This window comes from Streptomyces carminius (assembly GCF_002794255.1).
In the GTDB taxonomy this organism is placed as follows: Bacteria; Actinomycetota; Actinomycetes; order Streptomycetales; family Streptomycetaceae; genus Streptomyces; species Streptomyces carminius.
Map to the genome: position 1 here is coordinate 304,274 of NZ_PGGW01000067.1, position 14,309 is coordinate 318,582.

Annotated in this window: 14 protein-coding genes; 9 read left to right on the forward strand and 5 right to left on the reverse strand. The window is 73.9% G+C overall.

Annotation, left to right across the window (positions count from 1 at the left end):
* The first annotated feature begins 11 nt into the window (after positions 1-11).
* Complete coding sequence (locus CUT44_RS25765; RefSeq protein WP_233221656.1) at positions 12-1,460, forward strand: RsmB/NOP family class I SAM-dependent RNA methyltransferase; 1,449 nt, start codon at positions 12-14, stop codon at positions 1,458-1,460.
* 86 nt (positions 1,461-1,546) lie between these two features.
* Here the strand turns inward: CUT44_RS25765 and CUT44_RS25770 are convergent, their stop codons facing one another.
* Positions 1,547-2,320 (reverse strand): ABC transporter ATP-binding protein, encoded by a 774-nt coding sequence (locus tag CUT44_RS25770; RefSeq protein WP_100204316.1) that lies wholly within the window; start codon positions 2,318-2,320, stop codon positions 1,547-1,549.
* The gene (locus CUT44_RS25775) at positions 2,317-2,559 is read right to left on the reverse strand and encodes a hypothetical protein (protein WP_100204317.1); all 243 of its coding nucleotides are present in this window, start codon (positions 2,557-2,559) and stop codon (positions 2,317-2,319) included. The genes CUT44_RS25770 and CUT44_RS25775 overlap by 4 nt, the downstream gene beginning before the upstream one ends.
* Positions 2,560-2,799: 240 nt before the next feature.
* On the opposite strand from CUT44_RS25775, the gene CUT44_RS25780 reads away from it, so the two are divergent.
* The 8 genes from CUT44_RS25780 (at position 2,800) to CUT44_RS25815 (ending at position 10,784) form a co-directional block, all read left to right on the forward strand.
* Entirely contained in the window at positions 2,800-4,074 is a 1,275-nt protein-coding gene (locus CUT44_RS25780; RefSeq protein ID WP_100204318.1) for a sensor histidine kinase, read from the forward strand.
* A complete protein-coding gene (locus CUT44_RS25785; protein WP_100204319.1) occupies positions 4,062-4,721 on the forward strand; it encodes a response regulator in 660 nt (219 codons plus the stop codon). Before CUT44_RS25780 ends, CUT44_RS25785 begins: the two co-directional genes overlap by 13 nt.
* A 121-nt stretch (positions 4,722-4,842) precedes the next feature.
* Positions 4,843-5,022 (forward strand): hypothetical protein, encoded by a 180-nt coding sequence (locus CUT44_RS25790; protein WP_100204320.1) that lies wholly within the window; start codon positions 4,843-4,845, stop codon positions 5,020-5,022.
* 49 nt (positions 5,023-5,071) lie between these two features.
* Entirely contained in the window at positions 5,072-5,764 is a 693-nt protein-coding gene (gene rpe, locus CUT44_RS25795) for a ribulose-phosphate 3-epimerase (RefSeq protein WP_100204321.1), read from the forward strand.
* Positions 5,765-5,918: 154 nt separating this feature from the next.
* A complete protein-coding gene (locus CUT44_RS25800) occupies positions 5,919-6,917 on the forward strand; it encodes a sugar-binding transcriptional regulator (RefSeq protein WP_199185837.1) in 999 nt (332 codons plus the stop codon).
* A gap of 86 nt (positions 6,918-7,003) precedes the next feature.
* Positions 7,004-8,449 carry a GuaB1 family IMP dehydrogenase-related protein gene (locus CUT44_RS25805; RefSeq protein ID WP_100204322.1) on the forward strand — a complete coding sequence of 482 codons (1,446 nt, stop codon included), beginning with the start codon at positions 7,004-7,006 and terminating at the stop codon, positions 8,447-8,449.
* An 83-nt stretch (positions 8,450-8,532) separates the two neighbouring features.
* Positions 8,533-9,225 (forward strand): class I SAM-dependent methyltransferase, encoded by a 693-nt coding sequence (locus tag CUT44_RS25810; protein ID WP_233221657.1) that lies wholly within the window; start codon positions 8,533-8,535, stop codon positions 9,223-9,225.
* Between the two features lie 107 nt (positions 9,226-9,332).
* Positions 9,333-10,784: an amino acid permease gene (locus CUT44_RS25815; RefSeq protein ID WP_100204324.1), complete on the forward strand. Its 1,452-nt coding sequence runs from the start codon at positions 9,333-9,335 to the stop codon at positions 10,782-10,784.
* Between the two features lie 54 nt (positions 10,785-10,838).
* Here CUT44_RS25815 and CUT44_RS25820 read toward each other — a convergent pair whose 3' ends face one another.
* The 3 genes from CUT44_RS25820 to CUT44_RS25830 all read right to left on the reverse strand — a co-directional run bounded on the left by CUT44_RS25820 (position 10,839) and on the right by CUT44_RS25830 (position 14,164).
* A complete protein-coding gene (locus CUT44_RS25820) occupies positions 10,839-11,363 on the reverse strand; it encodes a hypothetical protein (protein WP_146252306.1) in 525 nt (174 codons plus the stop codon).
* Between the two features lie 75 nt (positions 11,364-11,438).
* On the reverse strand, positions 11,439-13,709 hold the full coding sequence (locus CUT44_RS25825) for a DUF6571 family protein (protein ID WP_100204326.1): 2,271 nt from the start codon (positions 13,707-13,709) through the stop codon (positions 11,439-11,441).
* Positions 13,709-14,164 (reverse strand): hypothetical protein, encoded by a 456-nt coding sequence (locus CUT44_RS25830; RefSeq protein WP_100204327.1) that lies wholly within the window; start codon positions 14,162-14,164, stop codon positions 13,709-13,711. Before CUT44_RS25830 ends, CUT44_RS25825 begins: the two co-directional genes overlap by 1 nt.
* Positions 14,165-14,309: the final 145 nt, after the last annotated feature.

Consider the following 14,309-nt stretch of genomic DNA (forward strand, 5'->3'; position numbering starts at 1 on the left):
GCACCCCACCCGTGAGCAGTCGGCCCCGCCGTCCCGCCAGGCCCCACCACCGCCCGAACCGCGGCTCGGACTCCCGTCCGGACCGCGGCCCGAACCGCCGCCCCAAGCGGGACCCCGTCCGCCTCCTCGCCTTCGAGGCGCTGCGGGCCGTCGACGAGCGCGGCGCGTACGCCAACCTCGTCCTGCCCCCGCTGCTGCGCCAGGCCCGTGAAAGGGACGGTCTGGACGGCCGGGACACGGCGCTCGCCACCGAACTGGTCTACGGCACACTGCGCCGGCAGGGCACCTACGACGCGGTCGTCGCGGCCTGCGTGGACCGGCCGCTGCGCGAGGTGGACCCGCCCGTGCTGGACGTCCTCTCGCTCGGTGCCCACCAGCTGCTGGGCACCCGCATCCCCTCCCACGCGGCGGTGAGCGCCACCGTGGAGTTGGCCCGGGCGGTGCTGGGGGAGGGGCGGGCGAAGTTCGTCAACGCCGTGCTGCGCCGGATCGCCGCCGACGACCTGGGCGGCTGGCTGCGGAAGGTGGCCCCGCCCTACGACGAGGACCCGGAGGAGCATCTGGCGATCGTCCACGCCCACCCCCGCTGGATCGTCTCCGCCCTGTGGGACGCGCTCGGCGGCGGACGCGAGGACATCGAGGCACTCCTGGCCGCCGACAACGCCCGCCCCGAGGTCGTCCTGGCGGCCCGCCCCGGCCGGGCCGCCCCCGCGGAACTGTTGACCGGCGACGCGGCACCGGGCCGCTGGTCGCCGTACGCCGTCCGGCTCGCCGAGGGCGGCGACCCGGGCGGGATCGACGCCGTGCGCGAGGGGCGGGCCGGGGTGCAGGACGAGGGCAGCCAGCTCGTCGCCCTCGCGCTGGCGAACGCCCCGCTGGCCGGAGCCGACCGCCGCTGGCTGGACGGCTGCGCCGGACCGGGCGGCAAGGCCGCCCTGCTGGGCGCGCTGGCCGCCGAACGCGGCGCGGCCCTGCTCGCCGCCGAACGGCAGCCGCACCGCGCCCGGCTGGTCGCCCGTGCCCTGGCCGGCAACCCCGGCCCGTACCAGGTGGTCACCGCCGACAGCACCCGATCGGCCTGGCGGCCCGGCAGCTTCGACCGCGTCCTGGTCGACGTGCCCTGCACCGGCCTCGGCGCGCTGCGCCGCCGCCCCGAGGCCCGCTGGCGCCGCCGCCCGGACGACCTGGACTCCCTCGTACCGCTCCAGCGGGCACTGCTCACCGAGGCGCTGCGGGCCGCCCGCCCCGGCGGCGTCGTCGGCTACGCCACCTGCTCGCCGCACCCGGCCGAGACCCGGGCCGTCGTGCGGGACGTACTGGCCCGGGAGGGCGCCGAGCCGGTCGACGCCCGCCCGCTGCTGCCGGACATGCCCGGCCTGGGTGAGGGCCCCGACGTCCAGCTGTGGCCGCACCTGCACGGCACCGACGCGATGTACCTCGCCCTGCTGCGCCGCGTCTGAACCGGGGTGGGCAGGGGTGGGGCGCGGGCCGCGGCCGCCCGGCAGGTGGCCGGCGCGATCCCCGCCCGGTGGCGGCCCCGCGCCGGTTACCCCCGCCGTCCCGTCTCCGGGGCTGCGGCACACCGGACCAGTTCGGCGGTGGTGGGAGCCTCCAGGGTGTCCACGATCCGTCCCTCGGCCAGCACCAGCGCCCGGTCCGCCCAGGCGGCGGAGACCGGATCGTGGGTGGCCAGCACCAGTGTCTGGCCGAGGCCGCCGACCAGATCGGCCAGCAGCTCGAGCAGCTCGTGGGCGGTGCCCGGATCCAGTGAGCCGGCCGGTTCGTCGGCGAGCAGTACCGCCGGCCGGGCCACCAGTGCCCTGGCGACGGCGACCCGCTGCCGCTGCCCGGCGGGCAGTTCGTCCGTGCGGCGGGTCAGCAGCCCGGCGGTCCCGGTCCGCTCGAGCACCGCCCGCAGCCACACCCGGTCCGGTGCCTGGCCGGACAGCCGCAGCGGCAGCGTGATGTTGTCCGCGGCACTCAGCTCCGGGAACAGGCCGTAGGACGGGGAGACCAAGCCGATCCGGCGGCGGCGCAGCTCGGTGCGGCGGGTCTCGTTCAGCGAGCCGATCTCGGTGCCCTCGACGAGGACCCTCCCGCCGGTCGGGGAGTCCAGCCCGGCGGCGCAGTGCAGCAGGGTGGTCTTGCCCGCCCCGGACGGGCCCAGCAGGGCGGTGAACGTCCCCGGCGCCACACTGAGGGACACCTCCCGCAGCACCCGGACGCCACCGGGATGCACCTTGTCGACCCGCTCCAGCGCCAGGGCGGGCATCCGCCGGGCGGTCCGCGTGCCCTTCGCCCCGCCAAGGACCCGGCTCATCGGCGGTGGCGCAGCCGGTGGTGGACGATCAGCGCGGCGGCGCACCCCAGGGCGGCCGCCCCGAACCCGGCACCGACGAGCGGGTCGAGACCGGCGGAGGAGGCCACGGAGCCGCCGGCCGCGCTGACCAGCAGCAGAGACCACAGCACCGGGCGTACGGGCCCGCCACCGGGTCCCGCCGGACCGGCCCCGGGCCCCGCCGGACCGGCGGGCTCGGTGAAGCGGTACGGATCCGGCACGTGCGCTCCCTGCTCGGTCGGTCCTCGCCCGATGGGCCGTCGGCGTCCACCGACGCTACGGACCACCGCGAACGGCCGCGATCCAGCCAGCGGCCCGGTCCGGGTACAGCAGGCTGTACCCCGCCCGCTTCCTGCCCGGCCCCGCCGGGCAGGAAGCGGGCGGGGACGGCGGCCCGCGCGGTGCTCTATCCTCGCTGGCCATGGCGCCGGCCCCGCGGGGGCCGGCCGGAGGAGGTGCGGATGCCGGACGTCGACTCCGTGCCGGCTGCTTCGGAACCGGCACGCTCCCGGGACGCGTTCTCCCGCGCCCGCGCCGCCCTCGACGCGCTCGAACACCTCAGCGGCGGGCTGGGTACCGCCGTCCTGGCCGTGGTGGCGCTGTTCTGGCTGGCCGTCACCCTGCTGCTGTGCCCGGTCGGCGTGGGACTGCTCATGGTGCCCCTGGCGCTGCGCGCCGTACGGGCCGTGGCCGAACGGGAGCGTGCCCGGCTCTCCCGGTGGGGGCCCCGGGTCGTCGGTCCGCCCCCGGGGCCGCTCCGGTTGCGTGCCGCCGCCGCGGACCCGGCCACCCGGCGGGAGCTGGGCTGGCTGGTCACCCACGCGACAACCGGGCTCCTCCTCGGACTGCTGGGCCTGACGATGCCCCTGCGGGCGGTGCAGGACAGCACCTTCCCGCTGTGGTGGGGGCTGCTGCCGGCGGAGGAGGCCGAGTCCTCGGCCCTGGGGCTGTGGACGGTGCACGATCATGGTGACGCCCTGGGGGTGGCCGCGCTGGGCCTGGGCTGGCTGGCGGTCTCGGTGCTGCTGATGCCGGGCATGGCGCGTCTGCAGGCATGGCCCGGACGGCGGCTGCTGGCCCCCGGCCCCGGCACCGACCTCGCGCTGCGCGTCGCCGAGCTCACCGCCACCCGCGCCGCCGCACTGGACGCGCACGCCGCCGAGCTGCGCCGTATCGAGCGCTCACTGCACGACGGCACCCAGAACCGGCTCGTCGCGGTCAACGTCCTGCTGGGGGCCGCCCGCCGCGCGCTGGCCCGTGACCCGGCCGGCGCCGACGCCGTGCTGGAGCGCGCGCAGGAGGCGGCCGAGCAGGCGCTCGCCGAGCTCCGCGGGGTGGTCCGCGGCATCCTGCCGCCGGTGCTGGCCGACCGGAGCCTGGCCGACGCCCTCACCTCGCTGGCCGCGACCTGCCCGGTGCCCTGCCGGGTGGACACCGACCTCCCCGGCCGGTGCGCCGCCTCCGTCGAGGCGACGGCCTACTTCGTGGTGGCCGAGGCGCTCACCAACGCCGCCCGGCACAGCGGCGCCCGGCACGCCGCCGTCACCGCCCGCCGCGACGGGGACCGCCTCCACCTGCGGATCACCGACGACGGCAAGGGCGGAGCCGACGAGGGCGGCGGATCCGGCCTCACCGGCATGCGCCGGCGGACCGAGGCGCACGACGGGACCCTCATCCTGACCAGCCCGCCCGGCGGGCCGACCACCCTGGAAGTGAGCCTGCCATGCGGATCGTGATAGCCGAGGACGACTCCCTGCTGCGGGAGGGCCTCGCGCTGCTGCTGCGCGCCGAGGCCCTCGACGTGGTGGCCACCGCCGGCAACCCCGGCGACTTCCTGGCCGCCGTCGACGCCCACCGGCCCGAGGTCGCCATCGTCGACGTCCGGATGCCGCCGACCCACACCGACGAGGGGATCGTCGCGGCGGTGGAGGCCCGGCGCCGCCACCCCGGGCTGGCCGTGCTGGTGCTGTCCGCGTACGTGGAGCGGGCCTTCGCCACCGAACTGCTCGCCCAGGGCGGCGCCCGCCTGGGCTACCTGCTCAAGGAGCGGGTCGGACGGGTGGAGGAGTTCCTGGACGCGCTGCACCGGGTGGCGGACGGCGGCACCGCCGTCGACCCCGAGGTCGTCGCGCAGCTCCTGGTGCGGGGCCGTTCCGACACCCGGCTGGACCGGCTCAGCCCCCGGGAGCGCGATGTGCTGGCCCTGATGGCCGAGGGGCTGGGGAACGCGGCCATCGCCGAGCGGCTCGTCGTCACCCAGGGAGCCGTGCACAAGCACATCCGCAGCATCTTCGCCAAGCTGGACCTGACGCCCACCGACCGCACGGACCGGCGCGTCGCCGCCGTTCTGCACTATCTGGAGGAGGCCCAGGGCAGGGGCTGACCGCCGCGGGGTAGTGCCTGCTGTACCGCGCGGACTCCAGCGGCCGGGATCGACTCCCCGGCCCGCCGGGAGCATTCTGGCCCGGCCAGTGCCGACCGCCGTCCCACCCGGAGTCCCCGACGTGCCGCAGCTCCGCGCCCTGCCCGCGCCGTCCGCCGCCCGGTGGCGGGCGCTCCTCGCCGCCGTCCTCGCCGCGCTCGCCCTCCTCGCGGCCGCGGCCGCGACCGGCGGCGACACCGCCGCCCCGAGTCCGCGGCCGACGGTCCTGTCCGGCCACGGCACCGGCCCGGCCGCCGGCTGAGCCGGTACCGGGCAGCGGCCGGGCCGGTGCCGCCCGCCATACTGGGGCCATGGTTCAGATCAACCCCAGCATCCTGTCCGCCGACTTCGCGCGTCTGGCCGAGGAGGCGCGGCGTGTCACAGGGCCCGAGGGCGCCGACTGGCTCCATGTGGACGTGATGGACAACCACTTCGTCCCCAACCTCACCCTCGGCGTCCCGGTCGTCGAGTCGCTGAGCCGGGCGACCGACACTCCGCTGGACTGCCATCTGATGATCGAGTCCCCCGACCGCTGGGCTCCGCAGTACGTCGAGGCGGGAGCCGGATCCGTCACCTTCCACGTGGAGGCCGCCGCCGCCCCGGTCCGGCTGGCCCGTGAGATCCGCGCCAAGGGCGCCCGCGCCGGCATGGCCCTCAAACCCGCCACCCCGATCGAGCCGTACGAGGACCTGCTGCCGGAACTGGACATGCTGCTGGTGATGACCGTCGAGCCGGGCTTCGGCGGGCAGGCGTTCCTCGACATCATGCTGCCCAAGATCCGCCGTACCCGGCAGCTGATCGACAAGCACGGACTGCGGCTGTGGCTCCAGGTGGACGGCGGCGTCTCGGCCGAGACCGTCGAGCGGTGCGCCGAGGCGGGCGCGGACGTCTTCGTGGCGGGCTCGGCGGTCTACGGCGCGGACGACCCGGCCGCGGCCGTACGGTCGCTGCGCGCGATGGCGAGCGAGGCGGCGGGGGCGTCCGGCGGCTCGTGCGCCCACTGAGAGCCGGGCGGCCGAGCGGCGCGCCGGGGCATGGGTGCACCGTGCACGGAGTGGATCGGCGCCGGTACGGATCTGCAAGGATGAACCCGCAGGCCGAGTGCGGCACAACAGGAACGAGGTGAGTGCGGTGTCGACCGGGCGGTCAGCCGCGAGAATGGGTCCCGCCGAGCTGATGCAGGCGGCGGCCATGGCGCGCCGCTTCTACCTGGAGGGCAAGTCCAAGATCCAGATCGCCGACGAGTTCGGGGTGAGCCGCTTCAAGGTGGCCCGGGTGCTGGAGACCGCGCTGGAGCGGGACCTGGTCCGCATCGAGATCCGCGTCCCCGCCGAGCTGGACGCCGACCGGTCCGACGCGCTGCGCGCCCGCTACGGACTGCGGCACGCCGTCGTCGTCGAGTCGCCCTCGGACGCCGCCGAGGACGCCGCCGACCCGGAGAACCTGGGCGAGGTCGCCGCCGACCTGCTCGGCGAGCTGGTCACCGAGGGCGACGTCCTTGGCCTGGCCTGGGGGCGTTCCACCATCCACACGGCCACGGCGCTGCACCGCCTTCCGCCGTGCACCGTCGTCCAGCTCACCGGCGTCTACGACGCGGGCACCGCGGAGCGCGGCTCGGTGGAGGCCGTCCGCCGCGCCGCCGCGGTCTCCGGCGGCGAGGCCCACCCCATCTACGCGCCGATGCTCCTGCCGGACGCGGCCACCGCCGCGGCGCTGCGCGGCCAGACCAGCATCGCGGCGGCGTTCGAGTACTTCGACAAGGTGACTGTGGCCGCGGTGTCCATCGGTTCCTGGGAGCCGGGCGTCTCCACCGTCCACGACATGATCAGCGAGGAGGAGCGCGCCCACTACGCCTCGCTGGGGGTCGCCGCCGAGATGTCCGCCCACCTCTTCGACGCCGAGGGCCGCCGCATCGGCCGCGACCTGGGGGAGCGCTGCATCACCGTCGAGGCCGACCGGCTGCGCCGCATCCCCGAGGTCATCGCCATCGCGGGCGGCCGCCGCAAGGCGGAGGCGATCTGCGCGGTGCTCCGCTCCGGGCTGGTGACCAGCCTGGTCACCGACACCGCCGCCGCCGACCGGCTGCTGCGGGAGACCGAACCGGGCCCCTGGCCCGCGCTGGAGCGGGTGGACCCGGACGAGGGCGCCGCAGCCTGAGGGAGCGCGTCCCCTCCCGGAGGCGTCCCCCCCCCGGGCCGCGCGGGGAACTTCTCCCACCAGGTCCTCCGTGGCGCCGTGTGACAATGAGGCACGTGCGATTCCTCAACGACCAGCGGCCCCCGTACGACCTCACCTACGACGACGTCTTCATGGTGCCGGGCCGCTCCGCGGTCGGCTCCCGGCACGCGGTGGACCTGTCGACCCCGGACGGCAGCGGCACCACCGTGCCGCTCGTCGTGGCCAACATGACCGCGGTCGCGGGGCGCCGGATGGCCGAGACGGTCGCCCGCCGCGGCGGGCTGGCGGTCATCCCGCAGGACATCCCCCTCGACGTGGTCACCGAGGTGGTCTCCTGGGTCAAGCGGCGCCACCTGGTCCTGGACACCCCCATTGTGCTGGCGCCCACCGCCACCACCGGCGAGGCGCTGGCCCTGCTGCACAAGCGGGCGCACGGCGCGGGCGTCGTCACCGAGGACGGGCGGCCGGTCGGCGTCGTCACCGAGTCCGACCTGACCGGAGTGGACCGCTTCACCCAGCTGCACCAGGTCATGACCCGGGAGATGCTGCTGCTGGACGCCGGCATCGACCCGCGCGAGGCGTTCACCCGCCTGGACACCGCGCACCGCCGGGTCGCGCCCGCCGTGGACGCCGACGGGCGCCTGGTGGGCATCCTCACCCGCAAGGGCGCCCTGCGCGCCACCCTCTACACCCCCGCGACCGACGACCGGGGCGGACTGCGGATCGCCGCCGCCCTCGGCATCAACGGCGACGTCGCCGGCCGGGCCGAGGGGCTGCTGGCCGCCGGGGTGGACACCCTGGTGGTGGACACCGCGCACGGCCACCAGGAGTCGGCGCTCGCCGCGGTACGGGCGGTGCGCGCCCTGGAGCCGCGCGTCCCCGTCGTCGCGGGCAACGTCGTCTCCGCCGAGGGCACCCGCGACCTGATCGAGGCCGGGGCCGACATCGTCAAGGTCGGGGTCGGGCCGGGCGCCATGTGCACCACCCGGATGATGACCGGGGTGGGCCGCCCGCAGTTCTCCGCCGTCCTGGAGTGCGCCGAGCAGGCGCGTGAGCACGGCCGGCACGTCTGGGCCGACGGCGGGGTGCGGCATCCGCGGGACGTGGCCATGGCGCTGGCCGCGGGCGCCTCCAACGTCATGATCGGCTCCTGGTTCGCCGGGACGTACGAGTCCCCCGGGGACCTCCAGCAGAGCGCCGACGGACGGCTGTACAAGGAGAGCTTCGGCATGGCCTCCGCCCGCGCCGTGCGCAACCGCACCGCCGAGGAGTCCCCGTACGACCGGGCCCGCAAGGCACTGTTCGAGGAGGGCATCTCCACCTCCCGGATGTTCCTGGACCCGGCCCGGCCGGGCGTGGAGGACCTGATCGACACGATCGTCGCCGGAGTCCGCTCGGCCTGCACCTATGCCGGCGCGGCCGATCTGGCGGAGTTCGCCGGGAAGGCCGTCGTCGGCGTGCAGAGCGCCGCCGGGTACGCCGAGGGCAAGCCGCTGCCCGCCGGCTGGTAGGGCCCGGCCCGCGCCGGGGCGTACGGGTCCGGCCGCGGCCCGCCCTCTTCCGGGGACGGGCCGCCGCTGCTGGGATGGGACGCGTGAACGAGTGGACACGCGAGGGACACGGCGGCACCGGAACCGGGGCGATCACCCCCGACGGCTGTGCGGTGGAGGTCTACACCCGCCTCCCCGCCGGCGACGAACCCGAGGTCGTCGCCTCGGCCGTCCCCGCCGGGGCGAGCCTGCTGGAACTGGGCTGCGGCGCGGGCCGGTTGACCCACCCGCTGCTGGAACGCGGTTTCGCGGTGACGGCCGTCGACGAGTCGCCGGAGATGCTGGAGCACGTGCGCGGTGCCCGCACCGTCCGCTCGTCCATCGAGACGCTGGATCTCGGCGAGCGTTTCGACGTCGTCCTCCTGGCGTCCTTCCTGGTGCACGCGGGCGACGTCCGGGTGCGCGACGCGCTGCTGCGCGCCTGCCGGCGGCATGTCGCGGACGGGGGCTGCGTCCTGGTCCAGCGCGAGGGTGAGGACTGGCACGAGAGGGTGCCGCGGGAGCGGAGGGCCGGGGACGCCCTGATCCGGGTCGTCTCCGCCGGACCCGACGCGGACCCCGGGGTGTCGTCCATCCGCTGCGAGTACACCTTCCCGGACGGCACCTGGACCCAGACGTTCCGCTCGCGGCGGCTGAGCGGCGAGGAGTTCGGGCGGGCACTGGCCGGCGCGGGCCTCATCGCGGACGCCTACCTCACCGAGGACCGGACCTGGGTGCGGGCGCTGCCGGTGCGGTGACGCGCGAGCGGGGCACCCGGACGGTCGCGGCGTCCGCGGGTGTCCGGTGTGCAAAGCTCTGGGTGAAATGCGAGACATGCGACCGACCCCGCGAGGAGCCGTCCGCGATGGACCAGGGCACCGCGTCCCCCGCACCCGAGCCGCGTCCCCCGGCGGCCCGCTCCCGGCTGACCCGCCGCAAGCCCGTCGAGCTGTTCGCCGCCGACGGCGGCCGGGGAGAGGGCGGCGCGCTGCGGCGCTCGCTGGGGGTGTGGCAGCTGACGGCGATCAGCATCGGCGCGACGCTGGGCACCGGCATCTTCGTCGTCCTGGGCGAGGCCGTTCCCGAGGCGGGCCCGGCCGTGGTCCTCTCCTTCGCCCTGGCCGGGGTGACCGCCCTGTTCTCCGCCCTGTCCTACGCCGAACTGGCCGGCACCATCCCGGTCTCCGGCTCCGCCTACAGCTACACCTACGCGACCATGGGCGAACTGCTCGGCTGGGTCATCGGCTGGTGCCTGGTCCTGGAGTACGGGGTGTCGGTGGCCGCCGTCGCCGTGGGCTGGGGCGAGTACCTCAACGAACTGCTCGACGGCACCGTCGGCGCCACCCTCCCCGACGCGCTGGCCGCCCCGCCGGGTGAGGGCGGCCTCTTCAACCTCCCCGCCCTGCTGCTCGTCCTGCTGGCCACGGCCTTCCTGCTCGGCGGCGTCCGGGAGAGCGCCACCGCCAACGCCGTGATGGTGGTGGTGAAAATCGCCGCGCTGCTGATGTTCTGCGCCGTCGCCGCCACCGGGGTGCGCGCCGGGAACTACACCCCGTTCATGCCGCTGGGCCTGGCCGGGGTCAACGCGGCGGCCGCGACGCTGTTCTTCTCCTACATCGGCTTCGACGCCGCCTCCACGGCCGGCGAGGAGGCGAGGAACGCCCGGCGCGATCTGCCGCGCGCCATCATCCTGTCGCTGGCCGTCGTCACCGTGCTGTACTGCCTGGTCGCCGCCGTCGCGGTGGGTGCCCTCGACTGGCGGGGGTTCACCGGCTCCGAGGCGGCTCTCGCCGGGATCCTCCAGCGCGTCACCGGCCAGGCATTCTGGTCGGTTCTGCTGTCCCTGGGGGCCGTCGTCGCCATCGCCAGTGTCGTCCTGGCCGTCCTGTACGGCCAGACCCGCATCCTGTTCGCGATGGCCCGGGACGGGCTGATTCCGAGGGTCTTCTCCCGGGTGCACCCGCGTACCGGCGTCCCGCGCGCCAACACCCTGATCGTGGCCGTCTTCTGCGGTCTGCTGGCCGCGGTGATCCCGCTGGGCCGGCTCGCCGACGCCACCAGCATCGGCACGCTCTTCGCCTTCGCACTGGTCAACATCGCCGTCATCGTGCTGCGCCGCACCCGCCCGGACCTGCCCCGCGGCTTCCGGGTGCCGCTCTCCCCGCTGCTGCCCGCGCTCGGCCTCGCCTTCTGCGTCTGGACGATGGCCGGTCTGGACGCGGTCACCTGGACGGTCTTCGGCCTCTGGCTGGCCGCGGGCCTGGGGGTCTACCTCGGCTACGGCATCCGCCACTCCCGCCTCAACACCCTCGGCTGAGGGCGCGGGGTGCCGCGGACCGGTGCGGCCGGCCCGCGGCACCCCGCACCGTCCTCAGGTGCACTCGTCGGACTTGGCGACCTCTTCGGCGTAGGCGGCGATGAGCTTCTGCACCGCCGCCTCGTCGGGCGAGCCCGGTTCGTCGACCCGTACTGCCACGAAGAGGTCACCGTCGGTTTTCCGCGGTCGCGGACAAGCGACCTTCCCGACGGCCCCGGTGTCCGAGTAAATGTACTGGCCGTCTTCCGTCTCCTTGTCCCCGGGATCAATGTTGGGAACCACGGAGGCGAACTTGGCCAGCGAGGTCCCTTCCCTCCACCACTCGATGTTGAACGTGAGTACCTGCTCGTCGTCGACGTGGACGAGGCAGCGCTCCATCCCTTCCGTCCTGTCGGAGTGGGTCGTGGAGATTTCTTCCCCGGGCGGTAGGAGGGGTTCCAGAAAACCGGAGGAAACGGCTGTGCCGCACATGGCGGAGGGGATCTCGTAGTTCCTCTCCTGCGCCGAACAGGCGGCTGCGCCGAGGCTGATGATCAGTACTCCGAGCACTGGGGGCAGGAGCCGGGCTCCTGGTGACATGTTCTCTCCTGGAAATTTCGGTCCGGCCGACGCGATATTGGGACAGGAACGGAGTACCTGGGCCAGAGCAGAGTGCTAGGAGTTGGGAACCTCTGTTTCGAGTTCGTCCGCCATCCTGGAGACATTGACCGAGGCGTTGGTGAAACCGTCCTCGTTCCCGTACAGCACCCAGTCGGCCACCTGGTTCGCGTAGGGGGCGTTGTGCGCCTTGGCGGCCTCCATAGCGGCTACTTGACCGTGCTCGAGACTGTTCTGCCTGGCGAGCTCCCACCGTTCGCCCACCTTCTCCCCGGCGTCCTTGAGATTGTTCGGCTCGACCGCGCCGAAGATCTGCTCCAGGACGACGCTGCTGACCGTGCCGGCGGCTCCACCGGCCACGGCTCCGCCCACGGGTGTGGCGATGAAGCTCGTCCCCACACCGATTCCGGTGCCGACGACTCCGGAGATCGTGTTCTTCAGCTGGCCCATCGACTTCTGGTAGTCATCGTCCTTCTGGTGGGCCTCTCCCAGAACCGCTTCCTGGCGGCCGACGGCCAGGCTCCCGCTGATCTCGCCGGACCGGCGCGCGATCTCCTCGACCGTGCTCTGGGGGTTCTGCGGGTAACGCCTGTCCTCCGGGAGGTCGGGGTTCAGGTGATAGTCGAAGAGATTGGTCATGTAGGCCTTCTGGCCCATCTCGACCTTCGCGTACCCCTCCGGGTTCTGGCCCACGCTGACGAGGAAGCGTGTGACGTCGTTGTGGTCCAGATCGGCGGCGGCTCCGGCGACCGGGAACAGCAGGTTGGTGTTTCCGTGCTTGTCGTCGGCCGTGGCCCGGTTGATGTCGGGCAGGTACTCGGCCGCGATCTGGCCCAGGCTGTCGGACAGGTAGCCGCGTTCGGTCAGGCGCTCGGGGTCGTCGGAGACGGAGTTGACGACGGCCTCCATCAGCCTCGCCTGCTCCGGGGTGTGCGGTGGGAGGTCCGCGGTGGGCTGCTCACCGGCCGGGTGGCCGGTCGTCGCGGCCTCCAGCGCCCAGCCGAGGGCGTTCTGCCCGGGGAAGGTCTTCTTCAGGTCGGAGTCGTACTCCTGGGGCCACTTCCGCTCCTCGAAGAGGTACTGGAAGTTGGTCAGGCCGCGGTCGAAGTCGTGGTCCTCGTCCTTGGTGACGAAGGTGCCGTTGAGGAAGTCGGTGGCGGCCTCCGGGCTCCTGCCGAGCGCCATCATGTAACCGGTCATCGGGTCCGAACCCGTGTCGGTCCCCGTCCGGTTGAGGTAGCCGTCCCCGGGGAAGTGGCGCCAGCCCAGGGACGCGTCCCGGCCGTTGCCGCTGCGCTCCTTCTCGACGCGCACGAGCTCGTTGCCGTAGTCCTTGAGGAACTTGTCGTCGAAGTCCCCCCAGCGCATGAGGTTGCTCATGATCTGGACGCCCATGGCCCGGGGATTGTCCTTGGGCACGAACTCGCCGCCCAGACCCACCATGTCCCGCTCCCAGCGCTGCATGGCCGCGCTGTCGGACTGGGTGGCGTTGGCCAGGGTGAGACCGAGGTTCTCCTGCAGGCCGGCGAACTTGTCGCCCCGGGCGTGGGGGAGTTCCGAGTACGCGTACGGGTCGTTGATGCCCGCCCAGAACTCCAGGGTCTTCTGCGGACCGAGCGCCGTGGCGAACCGCTCGGCGAACAGGTCGTCGTCCTTGTACTTCTCCAGGGAGCCGTAGAGCTCGTCGAACTCCTTGGGGGAGAGGTTCTTGGGGTCCTTGGCGAGCGCGGCGGCCCGTTCGGCGGCCTTCATCGCCTCGGCGGCGGAGTCGCGGTCGGCGTAGGAGGCGCCGGAGAAGCCGTAGGGGGTCTGGTCGGCCAGGGCGCGCAGGGCCTTGGCGGCGCTGCTGTCGCTCTCGGTGGCCTTGGAGAGGATGGACTGGACCTCGTCGCGGAGGTTCTCGGCGTCCTGGGGTGTGTGGTCGGGTACCTCGGTGCCCTTGGCGGCGCGGTCGGGGTGGATGTTCATGGTGACGGTGAAGCCGCCGTCACCGGTGTCCCGTACCGTCAGGTTCTTGTCCAGGCCGCGCTCGATGGCGTTGTTGAGCTGTCGGCGGTACTCGACCAGTTCGTCGCGGGTGTCCTTGAGGATGTTGCGGATGGAGGAGGCCTGGGTGTGGGCGTCGCCGAACTCGCCGACGGTCTTGGCGATGAACTCCCGGGTCACCGTGGCGTTCTGTCCGGACCAGTCGGCCTTCTTGGCCTTGCCGTTCAGGTCGGACTCGGCGTCCTCCTGGAGGGTCTTGAGCTTGGTGACCATCTGAGACCAGTCGCCGATGGCGGTGTCCAGCGAGGAGAAGTTCGCGAAGCGCAGGGCGTCGAGGTCCATCAGCGCTGCGTCCTCTCGTCGAAGCCCTCGGTGAGTTGGGTGAGGCTGTTGAACACCCCGCTGATGTGCTGTTCGTCGTTGGCGTGGGCCTTGTCGCTGTACTCCAGGTGGTTGGAGATGTGGGCGCAGGCGTCGGCCAGGGTGCGCAGCTGGTCCTTCCAGCGGGTGGTGACGTGGTCCAGCGCGCCGCCGATCTCGAAGTCCTTCTTCAGCGCCGCCGCGGCGGCGTAGCCGCTGGCCCGGGCGTGGTCGCCGTCCTTGACCAGCCGCCCGTGCAGGGTGAACGCCGCGTCGCCGATCGCCGCCAGGTCCTTCTGCTCCACCGTCAGGTCGCCGTGCGTGGCGCTGCCGCCACCCCCGCCTCCGCCACCGTCGTGCTGGTTCAGCCGCGTGCCCACGGCCTGCCGCTCCCCGGCGGCCGCCACCAACTGCTTCCATTCGTCGTCGAACGACACGCGCTCTCCCCCGTGCTCCGAGCTTGCTCTTCCTGCGAGGGCACACGGTATAGAAACGGCGACCGCCCGTGCCAGAGCCGTCCCGGGAAGGACCGTGCCGCCCGGCGGTGCCGCGGCCCGGGGCGGTGCGGGATGTCCGGTTCGC

Excerpts from the sequence above, each read along its gene's own strand:
- CUT44_RS25780 (WP_100204318.1), top strand. The coding sequence starts at position 2,800 with ATGCCGGACGTCGACTCCGTGCCGGCTGCTTCGGAACCGGCACGCTCC.
- CUT44_RS25800 (WP_199185837.1), top strand. The coding sequence starts at position 5,919 with ATGGGTCCCGCCGAGCTGATGCAGGCGGCGGCCATGGCGCGCCGCTTC.
- CUT44_RS25805 (WP_100204322.1), top strand. The coding sequence starts at position 7,004 with ATGAGGCACGTGCGATTCCTCAACGACCAGCGGCCCCCGTACGACCTC.
- CUT44_RS25770 (WP_100204316.1), bottom strand. The coding sequence starts at position 2,320 with ATGAGCCGGGTCCTTGGCGGGGCGAAGGGCACGCGGACCGCCCGGCGG.
- rpe (WP_100204321.1), top strand. The coding sequence starts at position 5,072 with ATGGTTCAGATCAACCCCAGCATCCTGTCCGCCGACTTCGCGCGTCTG.
- CUT44_RS25820 (WP_146252306.1), bottom strand. The coding sequence starts at position 11,363 with ATGTCACCAGGAGCCCGGCTCCTGCCCCCAGTGCTCGGAGTACTGATC.
- CUT44_RS25785 (WP_100204319.1), top strand. The coding sequence starts at position 4,062 with ATGCGGATCGTGATAGCCGAGGACGACTCCCTGCTGCGGGAGGGCCTC.
- CUT44_RS25825 (WP_100204326.1), bottom strand. The coding sequence starts at position 13,709 with ATGGACCTCGACGCCCTGCGCTTCGCGAACTTCTCCTCGCTGGACACC.
- CUT44_RS25815 (WP_100204324.1), top strand. The coding sequence starts at position 9,333 with ATGGACCAGGGCACCGCGTCCCCCGCACCCGAGCCGCGTCCCCCGGCG.